The sequence below is a fragment of the Chelativorans petroleitrophicus genome (assembly GCF_025398195.1).
GTDB classification, from domain to species: Bacteria; Pseudomonadota; Alphaproteobacteria; order Rhizobiales; family Rhizobiaceae; genus Chelativorans; species Chelativorans petroleitrophicus.
This window is the reverse complement of the sequence record NZ_JAODNV010000006.1, coordinates 194,004-210,963: the sequence shown is the minus strand read 5'-3', so window position 1 is coordinate 210,963 and position 16,960 is coordinate 194,004. Positions and strand designations below refer to the sequence as shown.

Annotated in this window: 14 protein-coding genes; 10 read left to right on the top strand and 4 right to left on the bottom strand. The window is 64.7% G+C overall.

Annotation, left to right across the window (positions count from 1 at the left end; translation table 11 throughout):
* The first annotated feature begins 9 nt into the window (after window positions 1–9).
* Genes uraH through xdhC form a run of 4 tightly spaced genes read left to right on the top strand, consistent with a single transcriptional unit; the run spans window position 10 to window position 5,028 of the window.
* Window positions 10–375, top strand: coding sequence for a hydroxyisourate hydrolase (gene uraH / locus NYR54_RS05765; protein WP_261514646.1), 366 nt, complete (start codon window positions 10–12; stop codon window positions 373–375).
* The gene (gene xdhA, locus NYR54_RS05760; RefSeq protein WP_261514645.1) at window positions 375–1,850 is read left to right on the top strand and encodes a xanthine dehydrogenase small subunit; all 1,476 of its coding nucleotides are present in this window, start codon (window positions 375–377) and stop codon (window positions 1,848–1,850) included. Before uraH ends, xdhA begins: the two co-directional genes overlap by 1 nt.
* Window positions 1,850–4,195: a xanthine dehydrogenase molybdopterin binding subunit gene (xdhB, locus tag NYR54_RS05755; RefSeq protein WP_261514724.1), complete on the top strand. Its 2,346-nt coding sequence runs from the start codon at window positions 1,850–1,852 to the stop codon at window positions 4,193–4,195. Before xdhA ends, xdhB begins: the two co-directional genes overlap by 1 nt.
* A gap of 5 nt (window positions 4,196–4,200) precedes the next feature.
* Window positions 4,201–5,028 carry a xanthine dehydrogenase accessory protein XdhC gene (gene xdhC / locus NYR54_RS05750; protein WP_423738571.1) on the top strand — a complete coding sequence of 276 codons (828 nt, stop codon included), beginning with the start codon at window positions 4,201–4,203 and terminating at the stop codon, window positions 5,026–5,028.
* A gap of 132 nt (window positions 5,029–5,160) precedes the next feature.
* On the opposite strand, the gene NYR54_RS05745 is transcribed toward xdhC, so the two are convergent.
* Window positions 5,161–5,343: a BrnA antitoxin family protein gene (locus NYR54_RS05745; RefSeq protein ID WP_261514644.1), complete on the bottom strand. Its 183-nt coding sequence runs from the start codon at window positions 5,341–5,343 to the stop codon at window positions 5,161–5,163.
* Complete coding sequence (locus NYR54_RS05740; RefSeq protein WP_261514643.1) at window positions 5,340–6,266, bottom strand: LysR family transcriptional regulator; 927 nt, start codon at window positions 6,264–6,266, stop codon at window positions 5,340–5,342. The genes NYR54_RS05745 and NYR54_RS05740 overlap by 4 nt, the downstream gene beginning before the upstream one ends.
* Before the next feature lie 182 nt (window positions 6,267–6,448).
* Here NYR54_RS05740 and NYR54_RS05735 point away from each other — a divergent pair, with 182 nt between their 5' ends.
* From NYR54_RS05735 to NYR54_RS05725, 3 genes are read left to right on the top strand one after another with little or no spacing between them, the layout of a single operon-like run.
* Window positions 6,449–7,663, top strand: coding sequence for a urate hydroxylase PuuD (locus NYR54_RS05735; RefSeq protein ID WP_261514642.1), 1,215 nt, complete (start codon window positions 6,449–6,451; stop codon window positions 7,661–7,663).
* A 21-nt stretch (window positions 7,664–7,684) separates the two neighbouring features.
* Window positions 7,685–9,001 carry a guanine deaminase gene (guaD, locus tag NYR54_RS05730; protein ID WP_261514641.1) on the top strand — a complete coding sequence of 439 codons (1,317 nt, stop codon included), beginning with the start codon at window positions 7,685–7,687 and terminating at the stop codon, window positions 8,999–9,001.
* 36 nt (window positions 9,002–9,037) lie between these two features.
* A complete protein-coding gene (locus NYR54_RS05725; RefSeq protein WP_261514640.1) occupies window positions 9,038–10,306 on the top strand; it encodes a glycerate kinase type-2 family protein in 1,269 nt (422 codons plus the stop codon).
* A 138-nt stretch (window positions 10,307–10,444) separates the two neighbouring features.
* Here NYR54_RS05725 and NYR54_RS05720 read toward each other — a convergent pair whose 3' ends face one another.
* Together NYR54_RS05720 and NYR54_RS05715 are read right to left on the bottom strand one after the other, a co-directional pair.
* Window positions 10,445–11,251, bottom strand: a complete 807-nt coding sequence (locus NYR54_RS05720) for a hypothetical protein (RefSeq protein ID WP_261514639.1) — start codon at window positions 11,249–11,251, stop codon at window positions 10,445–10,447.
* 216 nt (window positions 11,252–11,467) lie between these two features.
* Window positions 11,468–12,082: a UdgX family uracil-DNA binding protein gene (locus NYR54_RS05715; protein WP_261514638.1), complete on the bottom strand. Its 615-nt coding sequence runs from the start codon at window positions 12,080–12,082 to the stop codon at window positions 11,468–11,470.
* A gap of 1,025 nt (window positions 12,083–13,107) precedes the next feature.
* Between NYR54_RS05715 and NYR54_RS05710 the strand changes: the two genes are divergently transcribed.
* From NYR54_RS05710 to NYR54_RS05700, 3 genes are all read left to right on the top strand, one after another.
* Window positions 13,108–14,487: an ABC transporter substrate-binding protein gene (locus tag NYR54_RS05710; protein ID WP_261514637.1), complete on the top strand. Its 1,380-nt coding sequence runs from the start codon at window positions 13,108–13,110 to the stop codon at window positions 14,485–14,487.
* A gap of 270 nt (window positions 14,488–14,757) precedes the next feature.
* Window positions 14,758–15,765 carry a carbohydrate ABC transporter permease gene (locus tag NYR54_RS05705; RefSeq protein ID WP_261514722.1) on the top strand — a complete coding sequence of 336 codons (1,008 nt, stop codon included), beginning with the start codon at window positions 14,758–14,760 and terminating at the stop codon, window positions 15,763–15,765.
* Window positions 15,762–16,898 (top strand): carbohydrate ABC transporter permease, encoded by a 1,137-nt coding sequence (locus tag NYR54_RS05700; RefSeq protein WP_261514636.1) that lies wholly within the window; start codon window positions 15,762–15,764, stop codon window positions 16,896–16,898. Before NYR54_RS05705 ends, NYR54_RS05700 begins: the two co-directional genes overlap by 4 nt.
* Window positions 16,899–16,960: the final 62 nt, after the last annotated feature.

The window sequence follows — 16,960 nt, the reverse complement described above, 5'->3', positions numbered from 1 at the left end:
GGAGATCGCATGGGCAACCAGGGCGAGGGCCGGCTGACCACCCATGTTCTGGACACGGCGGCAGGCAAGCCCGCCGACGGGATGGAAATTGCGCTCTACCGGCTGGAGGGCGAAAACCGGACGCACATCAAAACCGTGCGCACCAATGCGGACGGCCGCTGCGACGCGCCGCTGCTGGAAGGCGATGCCTTCGCGCCAGGCGAATACGAACTCGTCTTTGAGGTGGGTGCCTATCTGCGCGCGAAAGGCACGGCTCTGCCCTCCCCCGCCTTCCTCGATGTGGTGCCCATCCGCTTCGGCATGGCCGAGCGCGCGCACTACCACGTACCGCTGCTCGTCTCGCCTTACGGCTATTCGACCTACCGGGGAAGCTGATGCCCGCCGTCCGCAGCGAAATCCGCTTCCTCCTGAACGGCACCAGGGTCGCCCTCTCCGACGTGCGGCCGGACCGCACGCTGCTCGACTATCTGCGTCTCGAGCGCCGTCTGACCGGCACGAAGGAAGGGTGCGCAGAAGGCGACTGCGGCGCCTGCACCGTGCTCGTCGGCCGGCTTTCCGGCGGCAACCTCGTCTATGAGAGCGTCAATGCCTGCATCCGCTTCCTCGCCTCGCTCGACGGCTGCCATGTTGTCACCGTCGAACACCTGAAACGGCCGGACGGCAGCTTGCATCCGGTGCAGCAGGCGCTGGTGGATTTCCATGGCTCGCAATGCGGCTTCTGCACGCCCGGCTTCGTCATGGCGCTCTATGCGCTGTGGATGCGCGATCCCGCCCCTTCCGACCGGGCGATCGAGAAGGCGCTGCAGGGAAATCTGTGCCGCTGCACCGGCTATGAGCCGATCGTGCGCGCCGCCCGCGCCATCTCCTCCTATGGCGATGCCGCCGCCGATCCGCTCGCCGTCGAACGCGAAGCGGTGATATCCGCTTTAAAGGCGATGAAGGACGGCGGCCGCGTGGAGATCGGCGAAGGCCGTCAGCGCCTCGTCATCCCGGCATCCGTCGACGATCTGGCAGCGGTGCTCGAAGCCGAGCCCAAGGCCACCATCGTTGCCGGCAGTACGGATGTCGGGCTCTGGGTGACGAAATTCATGCGCGAGATCGCCCCCGTCGTCTTCATCGGCGGGCTGGAGGAACTGCGCTCCATCTCCGAGAAGGACGGTACACTCACCATCGGCGCAGGCGTCAGCTATTCGGACGCCTACGCGCTGCTTGCCTCACGCATTCCGGCGTTCGGGGGGCTGATCGACCGCATCGGCGGCGAGCAAGTCCGCAACATGGGCACGATCGGCGGCAATATCGCCAATGGTTCGCCCATCGGCGACACACCCCCGCCGCTGATCGCACTGGGCGCGACGCTTACCCTGCGCAAGGGCAACAGCCGGCGCACCATCCCGCTCGAAGATTTCTTCATCGCCTATGGCAAGCAGGACCGGCAGCCGGGCGAGTTCGTGGAAGCCGTTCACGTGCCGCTGCCCGGCGCGGACACGCGCTTTGCCGTCTGGAAGGTTTCCAAGCGGCGCGATGAGGACATCACCACGGTGCTTGGCGCCTTCGCGCTGAAGACTGCGGCGGATGGCACGGTTGCCTCGGCGCGCATCGCCTATGGCGGCATGGCCGCAACGCCGAAACGCGCGCTCGCCGTGGAGACCGCACTCACCGGCAAGCCGTGGACCATGGAAACGGTCGAACAGGCCCTTCCCGCATATGAGCGGGACTTCGCGCCGATCACCGACATGCGCGCCTCTGCCGAGTACCGCATGCTTGCGGCGAAGAACCTTCTGAAGCGCTTCTTCCTGGAGACGACCGAGGCTGGCGGTCCGCTGCATTTAACGCGTTATGAGGCCGCATGATGACCAGGCACGAGGCTCTCGATCTCAAGAAGCCGGCGATTGCGGGTGGCGTTGCGCACTCCCTTCGCCACGACTCGGCCCATAAGCATGTCACCGGCGAGGCAATCTATATCGACGACATGCCCGAGCCGGCGGGCACGCTGCATGCCTATCTGGGGCTTTCGACCATCGCCCACGGCACCATCCGCAAAATGGACCTTTCGGAGGTCGAGGCGGCACCCGGCGTCGTCGCCGTGCTGACGGCGAAGGACATACCCGGCCACAACGATATCAGCCCGACCGGCCTTAACGACGAACCCGTCTTTCCCGAAAACGAGGTGCAGTTCTTCGGCCAGCCGCTCTTTGCTGTTATCGCGGAAACACGCGAGGCCGCGCGGCGCGCCTGCCGCCTGGCGAAGATCGAATATGAGGAGCAGCCGGCGCTGATCGATGCAGCCGACGCGGACCCGGCAAGCCCCCGGCTCGTCACCAAGCCGCTGAAGCTCGAGCGCGGCGAGGTGGAAAAGGCACTGAGCGCCGCGCCGCGCCGCATCAAGGGGAGGATGCGGGTCGGCGGGCAGGACCATTTCTACCTCGAAGGCCAGATTGCGCTCGCCGTACCGGGCGAGGACATGGATGTCACCGTCCATTCCTCCACACAGCACCCGAGCGAGGTGCAGCACATGGTGGCGCATGTGCTCGGCATCCCCTCCCATGCCGTCACCATCGAGGTGCGCCGCATGGGTGGCGGCTTCGGCGGCAAGGAAACGCAGGCGAACCTGTTCGCTGCCGTCGCGGCCCTCGCGGCAAAGCGCACCGGCCGGCCCGTAAAGCTCCGCCCTGACCGCGACGACGACATGATCGCCACCGGCAAGCGGCACGATTTTCTGATCGATTACGAGGTGGGCTTCGACGACGATGGAACCATTCTCGGCGTGGACCTGAGATATGCCGCGCGCTGCGGCTTTTCGGCCGATCTGTCGGGCGCGGTGACGGACCGCGCGCTGTTCCACTGCGACAACGCCTATTTCTACCCCGCCGTGCGCGCCGTCTCCGCGCCGCTCTACACCAACACCGTGTCGAACACCGCTTTCCGCGGCTTCGGCGGACCGCAAGGCATGGTGGGGGCCGAGCGCATCATCGAAGAAGTGGCCTTCGCCCTTGGCAAGGACCCGCTCGAAATCCGCAAGCGGAATTTTTACGGGGAGACTGACCGCAATGTCACGCCCTACCACCAGAAGGTGGAGGACAATATCGTCCACCGCATCGTCGCGGAGCTGGAGGAGACCGCGGACTATGCCGGCCGCCGCCGCGCCATCGCGGAATTCAACGCCACGAGCGATATCGTCAAGCGCGGCATCGCGCTGACGCCGGTCAAGTTCGGCATCTCCTTCACCGCCACCCATTTCAACCAGGCGGGTGCGCTGGTGCATGTCTATACCGACGGCTCGGTGCACCTGAACCACGGCGGCACCGAAATGGGCCAGGGGCTCTATGTAAAGGTCGCCCAGGTGGTGGCCGAGGAGTTCCAGATCGACATCGACCGCGTGAAGATCACCGCCACCACGACCGGCAAGGTGCCCAACACGTCGGCCACTGCCGCCTCCTCCGGCTCGGACCTCAACGGCATGGCGGCGCAAAACGCCGTCCGGCAGATCAAGAACCGGCTGATCGACTTTGCCGCCCGCCATTACGAAGTGCCGAAGGAGCAGGTGGTCTTCCTGCCGAACCGGGTGCGCGTGGGCAACCAGGAGATCCCCTTCGCCGAGCTCGTGAAGCAAGCCTATATGGATCGCGTCCAGCTTTCAGCGGCCGGTTTCTACAAGACGCCGAAGATCCACTGGGACCGCGAGAAGGGGCGCGGCCACCCCTTCTATTACTTCGCCTACGGGGCGGCCTGCACGGAAGTCTCGATCGATACGCTGACCGGCGAATACATGGTCGAGCGCGTCGATATCCTGCACGAGACCGGCCGCTCGCTGAACCCGGCCATCGACCTTGGGCAGATCGAAGGCGGCTTCGTCCAGGGCATGGGGTGGCTTACTACCGAGGAGCTTGTATGGGACGAGAAGGGCATGCTCAGAACCCATGCCCCCTCGACCTACAAGATCCCCCTCGCCTCCGACCGGCCGAAGATCTTCAATGTGAAGCTCGCCGACTGGGCGGAAAATGCCGAGCCCACCGTCCACCGCTCCAAGGCGGTAGGCGAGCCGCCCTTCATGCTGGCGATCTCCGTGCTGCACGCGCTGTCGGACGCCGTGGCGAGCGTAGCCAATCACAAGATCTGCCCGCGCCTCGACGCCCCCGCCACGCCCGAGCGTGTGCTTTTTGCCGTGGAACGGCTGAAGGCGGAAGCGGCGAAGTAGATCGGATGGCCTCACGCGACTATCTTTCGGGGATGCTCGCCAAACGCCTTGCTGCCTTCTTCGACGCCGCCCCGGCTGCCGCTCTCGTCACCGTCGCCGAAGCCAAGGGTTCCACGCCGCGCGAGGCCGGTGCGTGGATGGTCGTTTCGCCCGAAAAAACCTTCGGCACGATCGGCGGCGGACAGCTCGAATTCCTGGCGATCGCCAAGGCGCGGGAGTTGATTGCGGAGAACATCGCAACCGGCGCTCTCGATATCCCTCTGGGCCCGGAGATCGGCCAGTGCTGCGGCGGGCGTGTGGCGCTCGATATCCGCATAGCGGGGGAGAGGGAGCGTGCCGATCTGTTGCGGCGCGCCGAGGCCGAGGATGCGGCGCGCCCGCATGTCTATCTTTTCGGCGGCGGGCATGTCGGTCATGCGCTCGCCGCCGCACTTGCGCTCCTTCCGGTGCGCACGGTCGTGGTGGAGACGCGTGCCGAAGCGCTTGAGGGCATGCCGGACGCGGTCGAGACCCGGCTTACGGCGGTCCCGGAGGAGGCGGTACGCTCCGCACCGCCGGGCTCGGCCTTCGTGGTGCTCACCCACGACCACGCGCTCGATTTCCTGATCACCGGCGAAGCCCTGGCGCGCAACGACGCCGCCTATGTCGGCATGATCGGCTCCAAGACCAAGAAGGCCACCTTCAAGAACTGGTATCTGAAGAATGGCGGCGAGGAAGCCCGCCTCGCCCGGCTCGTCACCCCCATCGGCGGCGCCGATCTCCGCGACAAGCGCCCCGCCGTCATTGCCGCACTGACAGCGGCTGAGGTGATGCGGGCGGTGCTACAGCAGTAATAGGCAAATCTGTCCTTCACCCGCCCTTCGATAAGCTCAGGATGAGGGTGAAGGCGAGCGAACCTGTCCAAGCATCAGTATTCATCATGAGGCGTTGACGGAAGCCTCATCGTGAAGCGCCGACGAGAGCCCTTATCCTGAACTTGTCGAAGGACGAGGGCGGGACTCGGGCTTCTCGTCTTCATCTTTCTCCTTAGCGAAATCGAACCGGAAAGGCTTGAACTCGCTAAGGTCATACTCGCTCAGATCAGCGTTCTCGATGAACGCTTCCACTTCCTCATCCGTTTTGAAACGAGGAATCTTCTTTTTCTTCATATCACCCTCCCCTTAAGGATTTCCCCGATCATGCGCTGGCAGCGCTCGGCCATGAAATCGACGAGCAGGCGCACCTTGGGGTCCTGCAGCTTTCTGTGTGGGTAGATGGCCGCGAGCTTCACCGGCACCGGCGGCGTATCGGGCAGGATGATTTTCAACCTCCCGTCGCGCAGGAAAGGCTCGATCTCGAAGCGCGGCTTGTTGATGATACCGTGCCCTTCGAGCGCCCAGCCGGTGATCACGTCCCCATCATCCGTATCGAAAGGTCCGCGCACCTCAAATTTCTTCGGCCCCTCGGCGGTCTGCAGCGTCCAGAAATATTCGCGCGTTCCGGGAAAGCGCAGCATCAGGCAGTCGTGCCTGTCTTCCACGAGCTGTTCCGGCCGCTCCGGTTCGCCGCGCCGGGCGAGATAGGCGGGGGCGGCGGCAAGCACGCGCTCGCAGTCCATGATGCCGCGCATGCGCAGGCTGGAGCTTTCCAAGAGCCCCAGCTTGAAGGCAACGTCGATGCCCTCGCGCATGATGTCCACGTCGTGGTCGGAAAGCCGGAGCCGTACCGAAATCTCCGGATAGCGCTCGTGGAACTCGGGGATGCCGCTGGCGATCAGCCTCTTGCCGAGCCCGAGCGGCGCAGTCACGCGGATGGTACCGCGCGGCCTGCCGGAAAGGGCCGCCACCGCGCCTTCCGCCTCCTCCACCGCCTCCAGAACCTTCTTCGCCCCGTCATAGAAGACGCGGCCATGCTCGGTTGGCGTCAGTTGCCGCGTCGTGCGGTTGAGCAGCCTGACACCCAGATGCTTCTCCAGCTCCTTGATGCGGTTGGAGGCGACCGCCGGCGAGATGCGCATGTCCCGCCCCGCAGCCGAAAGGCTGCCCAGTTCCACCACGCGCACGAAAACAGCGATGTTGTCTAAATAGGCCATGCGCCTATCAAAGCAGGCGACGCGCCATTTTCCAGAAAAATTTGAAAGTCATCGCGCCCGCCTTCCCTTTTCCTTCAGAACGGAAGCCGTATTACCATGACCTGAGAGAATGACGTCGGCAAAGGGTCGATCCGGATACGACCCGAGATACGACAGGCGTCAAGCCGAAGCGGGGAACTGGCATGAACGATTTCGCCGTAATGTGGGACTGGCTTTCCTTCGCCGTGCGCTGGCTGCATGTGGTGACGGCGATCGCCTGGATCGGCTCGTCCTTCTATTTCATCGCGCTGGACCTGGGCCTCGTGAAGCGCCCCGGCCTGCCCGAAGGCGTCCACGGCGAGGAATGGCAGGTGCATGGCGGCGGTTTCTACCACATCCAGAAATATCTGGTCGCCCCGGCCTCCCTGCCCGAGCACCTCACCTGGTTCAAGTGGGAGTCCTACTCCACCTGGCTCTCGGGCTTCGCGCTGCTTGCCATCGTCTACTATGCCGGGGCCGACCTCTACCTTATCGACCGCAACGTGCTCGACGTCTCCGCCCCCGTCGGCATCCTCATCTCGCTCGCCTCGATCGGCCTCGGCTGGCTCCTCTACGATGCGCTCTGCAAGTCGCCGCTGGGCAAAAGCGACACCGGCCTGATGCTGGTGCTCTACGTCATCCTGGTGGCAATGGGCTGGGGCTACACCCAGCTGTTTACCGGCCGCGCCGCCTTCCTGCATCTCGGCGCCTTCACCGCCACCATCATGACGGCCAACGTCTTCCTGATCATCATCCCCAACCAGAAGATCGTCGTGGCCGACCTCAAGGCCGGGCGGAAGCCGGACCCGAAGCTCGGCGCGCAGGCCAAGCAGCGCTCGCTGCACAACAACTACCTCACCCTGCCCGTCATCTTCCTGATGCTCTCGAACCACTATCCGCTTGCCTTCGGCACCCGGTTCAACTGGATCATCGCCGCGCTCATCTTCATCATCGGCGTGCTCATCCGGCACTATTTCAACACGCGCCACGCGCGAAAGGGCAACCCGCACTGGACGTGGGCGGCGTCTGCCATCCTCTTCGTCATCATCATGTGGCTTTCGACGGCGCCGGCGGTGCTCACCGGCGAGCGCCGGCTTTCCGCCGCCGAGGAGCGCTTCGTCGCCTCCGCGCATTTTCCTGCCGTGCGCGATGCGGTGATGGGTCGCTGCTCCATGTGCCATGCGGCCGAGCCCGGCTTCGAGGGCATCCACGCCGCGCCGAAGAACGTCAGGCTCGATACGGATGCGGACATCGCCGCGCATGCCCGCGAGATCTATCTTCAGGCGGGCCGCAGCCACGCCATGCCGCCAGGCAATGTCTCGGGCATGACGGAGGAGGAGCGGCGCCTTATCACCGCGTGGTTCGAGGAGGCGCGCTGAAGCCCGCCCGAAAGGAGTGCGATGACCAAGACCCTGATCCGCGCGCGGCTTCTCACCTTCCTGAGAGAGCCGCTTTCCGCCGACGACCACGGCTCCTACGCCTATGAGGAAGACGGGGCGGTTCTCGTGGAAGACGGCGTCATCCGCGCCGCGGGCTCTCATGGAGACGTCGTGCCGCTCGCCCCGGATGCGGAGGTCGTCGATCACCGCCCGCACCTCCTCCTGCCGGGCTTCGTCGACGCCCACGCGCATTTCCCGCAGATGCAGGTGATCGCGAGCTACGGGGCGGAGTTGCTCGACTGGCTCAACAACTACACCTTCCCAGCCGAGTCGGAATTTGCCGACGCCGCCCACGCCGCGCGCATCGCCTCCTGCTTCCTGGATGAGATGGTGCGCCACGGCAACACCACGTCGGCCGTCTACTGCACGGTGCATCCGCAGTCGGCCGAGGCCCTGTTCGCCGAGGCCCACCGCCGCGGCATGTGCATCATTGCCGGCAAGGTGATGATGGACCGCAACGCGCCGCCCGCCCTCACCGATACACCGCAGTCGGGCTATGACGACAGCAAAGCTCTGATCGCCAAATGGCATGGCAAGGACCGGCTGCATTACGCGATCACGCCGCGCTTCGCCATCACCTCGAGCCCTGAGCAGATGGAGATGGCGCGGGCGCTCGCCGCCGAACATCCCGATCTCCATATCCAGACGCATCTGTCCGAGAACCGCGCCGAAATCGCGCTCTCCTGCGAACTCTATCCTGACTGCGAGGATTACACGGCGATCTACGAGAAATACGGCCTGTTGGGGCCGAAAAGCCTCTTGGGCCACTGCATCCATCTCTCGGAGCGCGAGGCGGACGCTCTCTCCGACTCGGGCTCCGTGGCGGTCTTCTGCCCCACGTCGAACCTGTTCCTGGGCTCCGGCATGTTCGACTATTTCCGCTACCGCCGGCGCGCTCGGCCCTTGCGCGTCGCCACCGCGACCGATGTCGGCGGCGGCACGAACTATTCCATGCTCAGGACCATGGACGAGGGCTACAAGGTCATCGCCTCCCATGGCGAGAAGCTGAACCCGCTTGCCTCCTTCTGGCAGATCACGCGCGGCAATGCCGAGGCGCTGTCGCTCGATGGCCGCATCGGCACGCTGGAACCTGGCACCGACGCCGACCTCGTCGTGCTCGACGCGCGCGCCACGCCCGCCATGCGGCTGCGCATGGAGCGGGCGGAAACACTTGCCGAAGAGCTCTTCGTCCTGCAGACACTCGGCGACGACCGCGCGGTGGTGGAGACATATGTGGCGGGGAAGCCGGTGAAAAGCGGATTGCAGGCAGCGGATTAGCCCGCACACACTGCGGCGGCACGAGGAAACGATTGGATGACCACACTTGACCCCAAACCCTTCTTCGAAAGCCTCTTCCGCGCCGCCGTGGCTGCTGCCGATCCGAGACAGGTGATCCGCAACTTCCTCCCCGCCCGGCCGAAGGGCCGCACCATCGTCGTCGGCGCCGGCAAGGGTGCCGCACAGATGGCACGGGCCTTCGAGGAGGCATGGGACGGTCCGCTCGAAGGGCTCGTCGTCACCCGCTACGGCTATGGCGCCGAAACGCGCCGCATCGAGGTGGTCGAGGCCGCCCACCCGGTGCCGGATGCGGCGGGGCTCGAAGCGGCCCGCCGCCTCCTGAAGCTGGTCGAAGGGCTCACCGAGGACGATCTGGTGGTGGCGCTCGTCTGCGGCGGCGGCTCGGCGCTGCTGCCCGCCCCGCCCGCCGGCATGAGCCTTGAGGACGAGATCGCCGTCAACGAGGCGCTGCTCGCCTCCGGCGCGCCGATCTCGGCCATGAACACGGTGCGCAAGCACCTTTCGGCGATCAAGGGCGGCAGGCTCGCCGCCGCGGCACATCCGGCCCGCGTCGTCTCGCTCATCGTCTCCGACATCCCCGGAGACAACCCGGCGCTTGTCTCCTCCGGCCCGACGGTCCCCGACGCCTCCACACGGGAGGACGCCCGCGCCGTGGTGGAGGCCTATTCCCTCGCCCTGCCGGAGGCGGCGCTCAGCCATCTCGACTCGCCCTTGGCCGATGCGCCGCGTCCCGACGACCCGCGCTTCGCCCGCAACGAGGTGCACGTCATCGCCTCGGCCGCCCGCTCGCTCGAAGCCGCGGCAGCGGAGGCGGAAAGGCAGGGCATCAAAACCGTCATCCTCTCCGACGCCATAGAGGGCGAGGCGCGCGAAGTGGGCCGGGTGCATGCGGCGATCGCCCGCGAGGTGGCGCTGCGCGACCGGCCGTTCCGCAAGCCCGTACTGATGCTTTCGGGCGGCGAAACCACCGTCACCATCCGCGAGAAGGGCGGGCGCGGCGGCCGCAACACGGAGTTTCTGCTGTCGCTGGCGCTGGCCATCGAGGATGTCGAAGGCATCTTCGCCTTCGCCGCCGACACGGACGGCATCGACGGCTCCGAGGACAATGCCGGCGCGTTTGCCGACCACACCACCGCGCTGCGCCTGCGCCGGACGGGGCTCGACCCCAAGGCGCTTCTTGCCCGGCACGACGCCTGGGGCGCGTTCCATGCGCTCGGCGACCTCTTTTCCCCCGGCCCGACCGGGACGAATGTCAACGACCTGCGTGCGATGCTGGTGCGGTAGGCGCCCACCGTCCCCTTGTAAGCAGGGCAATCGCGTATGGCTGTTGCTGCGCTTTTTGCTCCGTAGACGCGTGCAAGGGCGGAGGCACACGCACTCGGCGCTTCGGAAAAGATACGTTCGGACTGTTCCGCGCCCACGTCATGACGTGTCGGGGTTGTCGAGCGCGTAGAGCGCCAGCGCATGCGCGTGGGCGAGAATCTCGTCCACCTCGCGGATTTTGTGGGAGCGTTTTGCTCTTGTGGCGGAGGCGTCGATGCGGGCAAGCCTGCCGCCCGGCGGGCGGCCGGGCTTGAGCGGCGAGATGCGGCGGGTGAGCCGCGCATCGCGGCGCGCCTTCCAGCGGGCGAAGCGCCGGGCCTGTCCGGGCAGGTCGTCGAGGGCGGCGGCCAGTGCCGTGAGGCGCTGGGCGAGGCGTACCGCGCTGACGGGATCGTCGGGCGAAGCTGGCGCCGGCAGGCGGTGCGGCGCAATGATGCCCGGGAGCATGATGCGCGGCGCGGCATGCGCAGGCACGGTGCGGCGCCGTCCTCCGTAAGGCTCTGGGGTTCGCAGCGCGTCGAGGAGCGGCAGGCAATAGGATCGCGGACGGGCGGGCGCGGCTGAATGCCGTGCCGCGGCGGCGACCCCGACCGCCGGCATGGTGACGGCGATGCCGAAACGGCGCAAGAACTGGTCCGGCGGCACCGGCCTCGGCGCAGGCTTGCGCGGAGGCGGCAGGGTGATGGTGAGCCCGCGCGCGGCGGCGATGATCAGCCGCCGCGCGGCGGCTTCCGCGGGGCGCAGCAGTCGGAGAACGGCGAGCCACAGATGGCGCGGGAGCGTGAAACGGGTTTTTCTTTCGCCCCAAGCTTCGCGATCGGCGTCGAGCCCCGCCATGGCGATGAGCGCGGCGACGATGCGCTTCAGCGCCATCCGGTTCTGCTCGATCGCCGCACTGCCGTCCATGACTGCCCTCCTGTCAGGCAAGCATTGTCGCATGGGGGAAGGAAGCGGGGATAAATGGGAGGGATATACGAACTGTGGCGCAGGCGATGCCCTGCCTCGTGGGGAGGTCGCGAACGGAGTGAGCGGGATGGCGGTGAAGATCCGGGCCGATATTCATGATCCCACCCCGGCGCGCACCGCCCCGACCCTTCCCCAAAGGCGGAGGGTGGAGGCCCCTCATCCCTTCATCATCGCCTTCACCTTGCGCATGTCTTCGGCGAAGAGCTCGCGTGCGCGGCGCCGGTCCGCCTCGTCGGGAACGCGCAGGAGGGAGGAAGGATGCACCGTGATGAACACGGGCAAACCCTCCGTGCTTGAAACTACCGTACCGCGCAGCTTCATCACGGACACCGGTTTTCCCGTGAGTGCCCTCGCCGCGGTAGCGCCGAGCGCCACGGCCACGTCCGGCCTGATCAGCGCCAGCTCCTGATCGAGCCACCAGCGGCAGGCGCGGATCTCGCCGGCATTGGGCTTGGAATGGATGCGCCGCTTGCCGCGGGGCTCGAACTTGAAGTGCTTGACCGCATTGGTGACGTAGGTCTTCTTCCGGTCGATGCCAACATCTTCCAGGACGGCGTCGAACAATCGCCCGGCTGGCCCGACGAAAGGCCGCCCCTCGATGTCCTCCCGGTCTCCCGGCTGCTCGCCGACGAAGACCACCCGCGCCCCGCTCCTGCCCTCGCCGAACACGGTCTGAGTGGCGTTTTTATAGAGGTCGCAGCGCGTGCAGCCCTCCGCTTCCTGGCGCAGAGCTTCGAGGGTCCTCTGCCTGTTCTGCTTCCATGCGCTCATCGTCAGTCCCGGGGCTGCCAGCGATGAAGCCGGTATCGGTCTGGAAAGTTCCGGCAAATCGGCTGAGGCGGCCATATGCCGGATCTGCGCGCTACGATTCGGATGAAGTCCGCTGCAGATTACTCCTGGCGGAATCGTGAATGCCACAAGATCCAGGCGCGCGTAAAATCCCGTTGGCTCTCCCTTGGGCTGCGCCAAGCCGGCCTTGCCGGACAAGCGTCCTCTCTCACAAACATGTGAGTATATGTTTGCAGGCAGACGGCTTGCGGTTCGGCGCGAAAAAATGCACTAGGAGAGCAGTTTCGTTTATGCTAAATGACAGTGTATATCGAATTGATAACCTAATGTTTTCAGTGAGGTCAGCCGAAGAAGCCCTCTGGCAAGGGAAGCATTTTTCCCGTTCAGCAGATCGGGCTGTTGAGGCGGCTGACAGGTGGTTTTAGCAAGCCGGTGTCGCTTGGCACCGGCTTGCACCAGGCATATAATTGATCTGGGAACTGTTTCAGCACCAAAAATTTTGAGCAACCACATCCCAGATGGGGGGTTACGGTTCCAGCAGCAAACAACCGTAACCCCCTCTTTTATGTCACCGATTGCGGATTAATGCAATATTAAATTGTTATTTTTCCATGCCCACATTCTCGTGTACGGCGCAAACCGAATCACCTGTAAACACAGGTCAGCTCCCGTGTGATTCGTCTCCCATCTAGCGACCAGCCGCTTATGAAAATTACGGTGTCAATACGCCATACCACTCCTTTTCCACCATTTTTCCACCACCAGCCGTAACGCTGCGGAATGCCTCTTGCCGCAGTGCGGCCAGGCTCTCGGGCGTGCTTTGCGCTTTCAACCTGGATTCACAGAACGGGCTCCGCGCAACCGTCCGTGTTGACTCGACCTGCCCAAGGTTCAATGCTGGAAATCCCCAAGCGCCTGGGTTACCTTCTGAATTGCAGGAGGTTGCGGAACAGGCCGGGGACCACTGGGATCAAAGTCCGTTGTAAAAGTCCATTGTGGAGGAAACGATGAAAAAGTGGATGCTGGCCGGCGTGTCCGCGCTGGTGCTTTCCGGCGGCACCGCCCTTGCGCAGGACCTGAAATTCGCGCCGGGCGAGGACAGCCGCTTCAGCTGGCAGAGCTACGAGGACTTTGCCGCCCAATATGACCTCTCGGGCCAGAACCTTTCCATCTTCGGCGACTGGCTTGGCCAGGAGCAGGAAATATTCAAGTCGGTGATCGCTTATTTCGCCGAGGCCACGGGTGCGACCGTTTCCTTCTCCGGCTCCGATTCCTTCGAGCAGCAGATCGTCATCGACTCGCAGGCCGGCAGCCCGCCGAACATCGCCATTTTCCCGCAGCCCGGCCTTGCCGCAAATCTGGCCGCCCAGGGATATCTCACGCCGCTTGGTCAGGAGACGGCGGACTGGGTGCGCGAGAACTATGCCGCGGGTGAATCCTGGGTCGAGCTCGGCACCTATGCGGGCAAGGACGGCACGGAAGCTTATTATGCCTTCCCGTATAAGGCGGACGTGAAATCCCTGGTCTGGTATGTGCCCGAGAACTTCGAGGATGCCGGGTACGAAGTGCCTGAAACCATGGAGGACCTGAAGGCGCTGACTGAGCAGATCGTCGCCGATGGCGGCACGCCCTGGTGCATTGGCCTCGGCTCCGGCGGCGCCACCGGCTGGCCCGCCACGGACTGGGTGGAAGACATGATGCTGCGCAGCCAGCCCCCGGAGGTTTACGACCAGTGGGTTACGAACGAGATTCCGTTTAACGACGAGCGCGTTATCGCAGCAATCGAGGAGTTCGGCTGGTTCGCCAAGAACAACGACTTCGTGGCCGGCGGCACGGAAGGGGTGGTCTCGACGGACTTCCGCGACAGCCCGGCCGGGCTTTTCTCGGTACCGCCGCGCTGCTATCTGCACCGCCAGGCCTCCTTCATCCCGAGCTTCTTCCCCGAGGGAACCGAAGTGGGGGTGGATGTGGACTTCTTCTATCTGCCCGCCTATGCGGACCGCGATCTCGGCAGCCCGGTTCTCGGCTCCGGAAACGTGGTCGCCATCACCTCCGATTCGGAGGCCGCACGCGCCTTCATCGAATTCCTGAAGACGCCCATCGCCCATGAAATCTGGATGGCGCAGTCGGGATTCCTCACCGCCTTCAAGGAGGCAAATCCGGAAGCCTACGCGAATGACGCGGCCAAGAAGCAGGGCGAAATCCTCACGAACGCCACCACCTTCCGTTTCGACGGTTCCGACCTGATGCCCGGCCGCATCGGCGCGGGCGCGTTCTGGACGGGCATGGTCAATTATGTCGGCGGCGCATCCGCGCAGGAGGCGGCCGATGCCATCCAGCGGGAGTGGGACGCCATCAAGTCTAGCAATAACGGGGAACAACAATAGCAGGCCTGTTCCGGCCAGGGGCCGCCGCTGCCGGGCGGCCTCTGGCGGGGGCGGACCTTCCAGCGAATGCTTGCCCGGCCGGGACAGCGGACCCGGCGGGGATTCAGCCGGTGGGAGGAGAACGTGGCAGTAACACAAGCGACGGCGGCGCCCTCCGCCATTGGTTCCGGGCTGGTTTCGGCCCTGTCCACCATCGCGGTAACACTTGTGGTCATGGCTGCGGGACTGGCGGCCAGCATCGTACTGGCTGTTCTGGCCTATGCCCTCATCATGGCGATCCTGCCCGATTCGAAGCTTCTTGGCGCCGTCATCGTCATGTTTCTGGGCGTGGCGGCCTGCTTCGGCTATTTCTGGAGTGCGAACAAGCTCCTCGACACATTCTATCCCGCCAGGGGCGCAAACATCGCGGCGAACCTCACCAAGGCAAACGCCATCCGGCCGTGGCTTTTCCTCGGCCCCGCCATCATCGTGCTCGGGCTCTATCTGGTCTACCCGGTCTTCAACTCGGTGGTGCTGAGCTTCCACGGGCCGACCGGCCAGGAATGGGTGGGCACCTACAACTATCGGTGGCTGGCGCAGGACCCGGCGTTTCGCGAAAGCATGCGCAACAACATCCTGTGGCTGATCGTCGTGCCGGCGGCGGCCACCTTCTTCGGCCTCATCGCGGCGGCGCTTACCGACCGCATCGCCTGGGGCAATATCGCCAAGAGCCTGATCTTCATGCCCATGGCCATCTCCTTCGTGGGCGCAAGCGTCATCTGGAAGTTCATCTATGACTATCGCCCGGAAGGGGCAGAGCAGATCGGGCTTCTCAACGCCATCGTCACCGCTTTCGGCGGTGCGCCGCAGGCGTGGCTGACGGTGCCCTTCTGGAACAATTTCTTCCTCATGGTCGTGCTGATCTGGATCCAGACGGGCTTTGCCATGGTGATCCTGTCGGCCGCGCTCCGGGGCATCCCGGAAGAGACCATAGAGGCGGCGGTGATCGACGGGGCATCGCCCTTTCAGATCTTCTACAAGATCAAGGTGCCGCAGATCTGGGGTACGATCGCGGTGGTCTGGACCACGATCACCATCCTTGTGCTCAAGGTCTTCGACATCGTTCTGGCCATGACCAACGGCCAGTGGGGCACGCAGGTGCTCGCCAACTACATGTTCGACTGGATGTTCCGCGGCCTCGATTTCGGCCGCGCCTCGACCATCGCGCTGGTCATCATGATCATGGTGGTGCCGATCATGATCTGGAACATCCGTGAAGTGCGGAAGGATGTGCGATGAGCACGGGGGTCGGCGCGCGCCCGGCGCTAACATGGGCGGTTCATCTGTCGGTGCTGTTTCTCGTCGCCGTCTGGACCACTCCGACGCTCGGCATCCTGGTTTCCTCCTTCCGCGACAAGGACCAGATCGTCGTCAGCGGCTGGTGGACGTCCTTTTTCCCGACGGAGCAGAACATCGTCGCCCGCGCCGCCCCTCCGGAAGAGGCGGTGGAGCAGGACGGACAATGGGTCATCACCGGCAACGTGTTCGAAGGAGGCAGCGGCACGGTCAGCGCCTTCGGCACGTCAATCCAGCGGCCCAAGGAATTCGAGCCGGGCACGACGGCAGAGACGCGCGACGGACAGACCATCACCGTCCAGAAAAATGGCGATTATGTCATCACCTATCCGGAACAGCCCGAGGGCCGGCGCGGCGAGCGCCTGTTCGTCACCACGCTCGAGCCGCCGAAATTCACCCTGGCCAACTACAACACGGTGCTGTTTTCCGAAGGCATAGGCCAGAGCTTCATCAATACGCTGACGGTCACGATTCCGGCCACCGTCATCCCCATCCTGATCGCGGCCTATGCCGCCTATGCGCTTTCCTGGATGCGCTTTCCGGGGCGTGCGCTTCTGCTGGCGACCGTGGTGGGTCTTCTAGTGGTACCGCTGCAAATGGCGCTCATCCCGCTTCTGCGGCTTTATAACGGCGTGGGCATCGGCAAGTCCTTCATCGGCATCTGGCTTGCGCATACGGGCTTCGGCCTGCCGCTCGCCATCTATCTCCTGCGCAACTACATTGCCGGCCTGCCGCGCGAGATCATCGAAAGCGCGAGGGTGGACGGAGCGACGGATTTCGACATCTTCCGCAAGATCATCCTGCCGCTGTCGTTCCCGGCACTCGCCTCCTTCGCCATCTTCCAGTTCCTGTGGGTGTGGAACGATCTGCTGGTGGCCACTGTCTTCCTCGGCAACAACGAGGAACAGCTGGTGCTGACCGGCCGGCTGCGCGAGCTGCTCGGCTCCCGCGGCGGAAACTGGGAAATCCTGTCCACCTCAGCCTTCGTTGCGATCGTGGTGCCGATCATCGTCTTCTTCGCCCTGCAGCGCTATCTCGTGCGGGGGCTGCTCGCCGGCTCTGTCAAGGGAGGCTGATCCCGCATGCTTGCGAGAAAAGGGATTATCCGGACGGGCGACGGCGAATGCCATATGCGGCC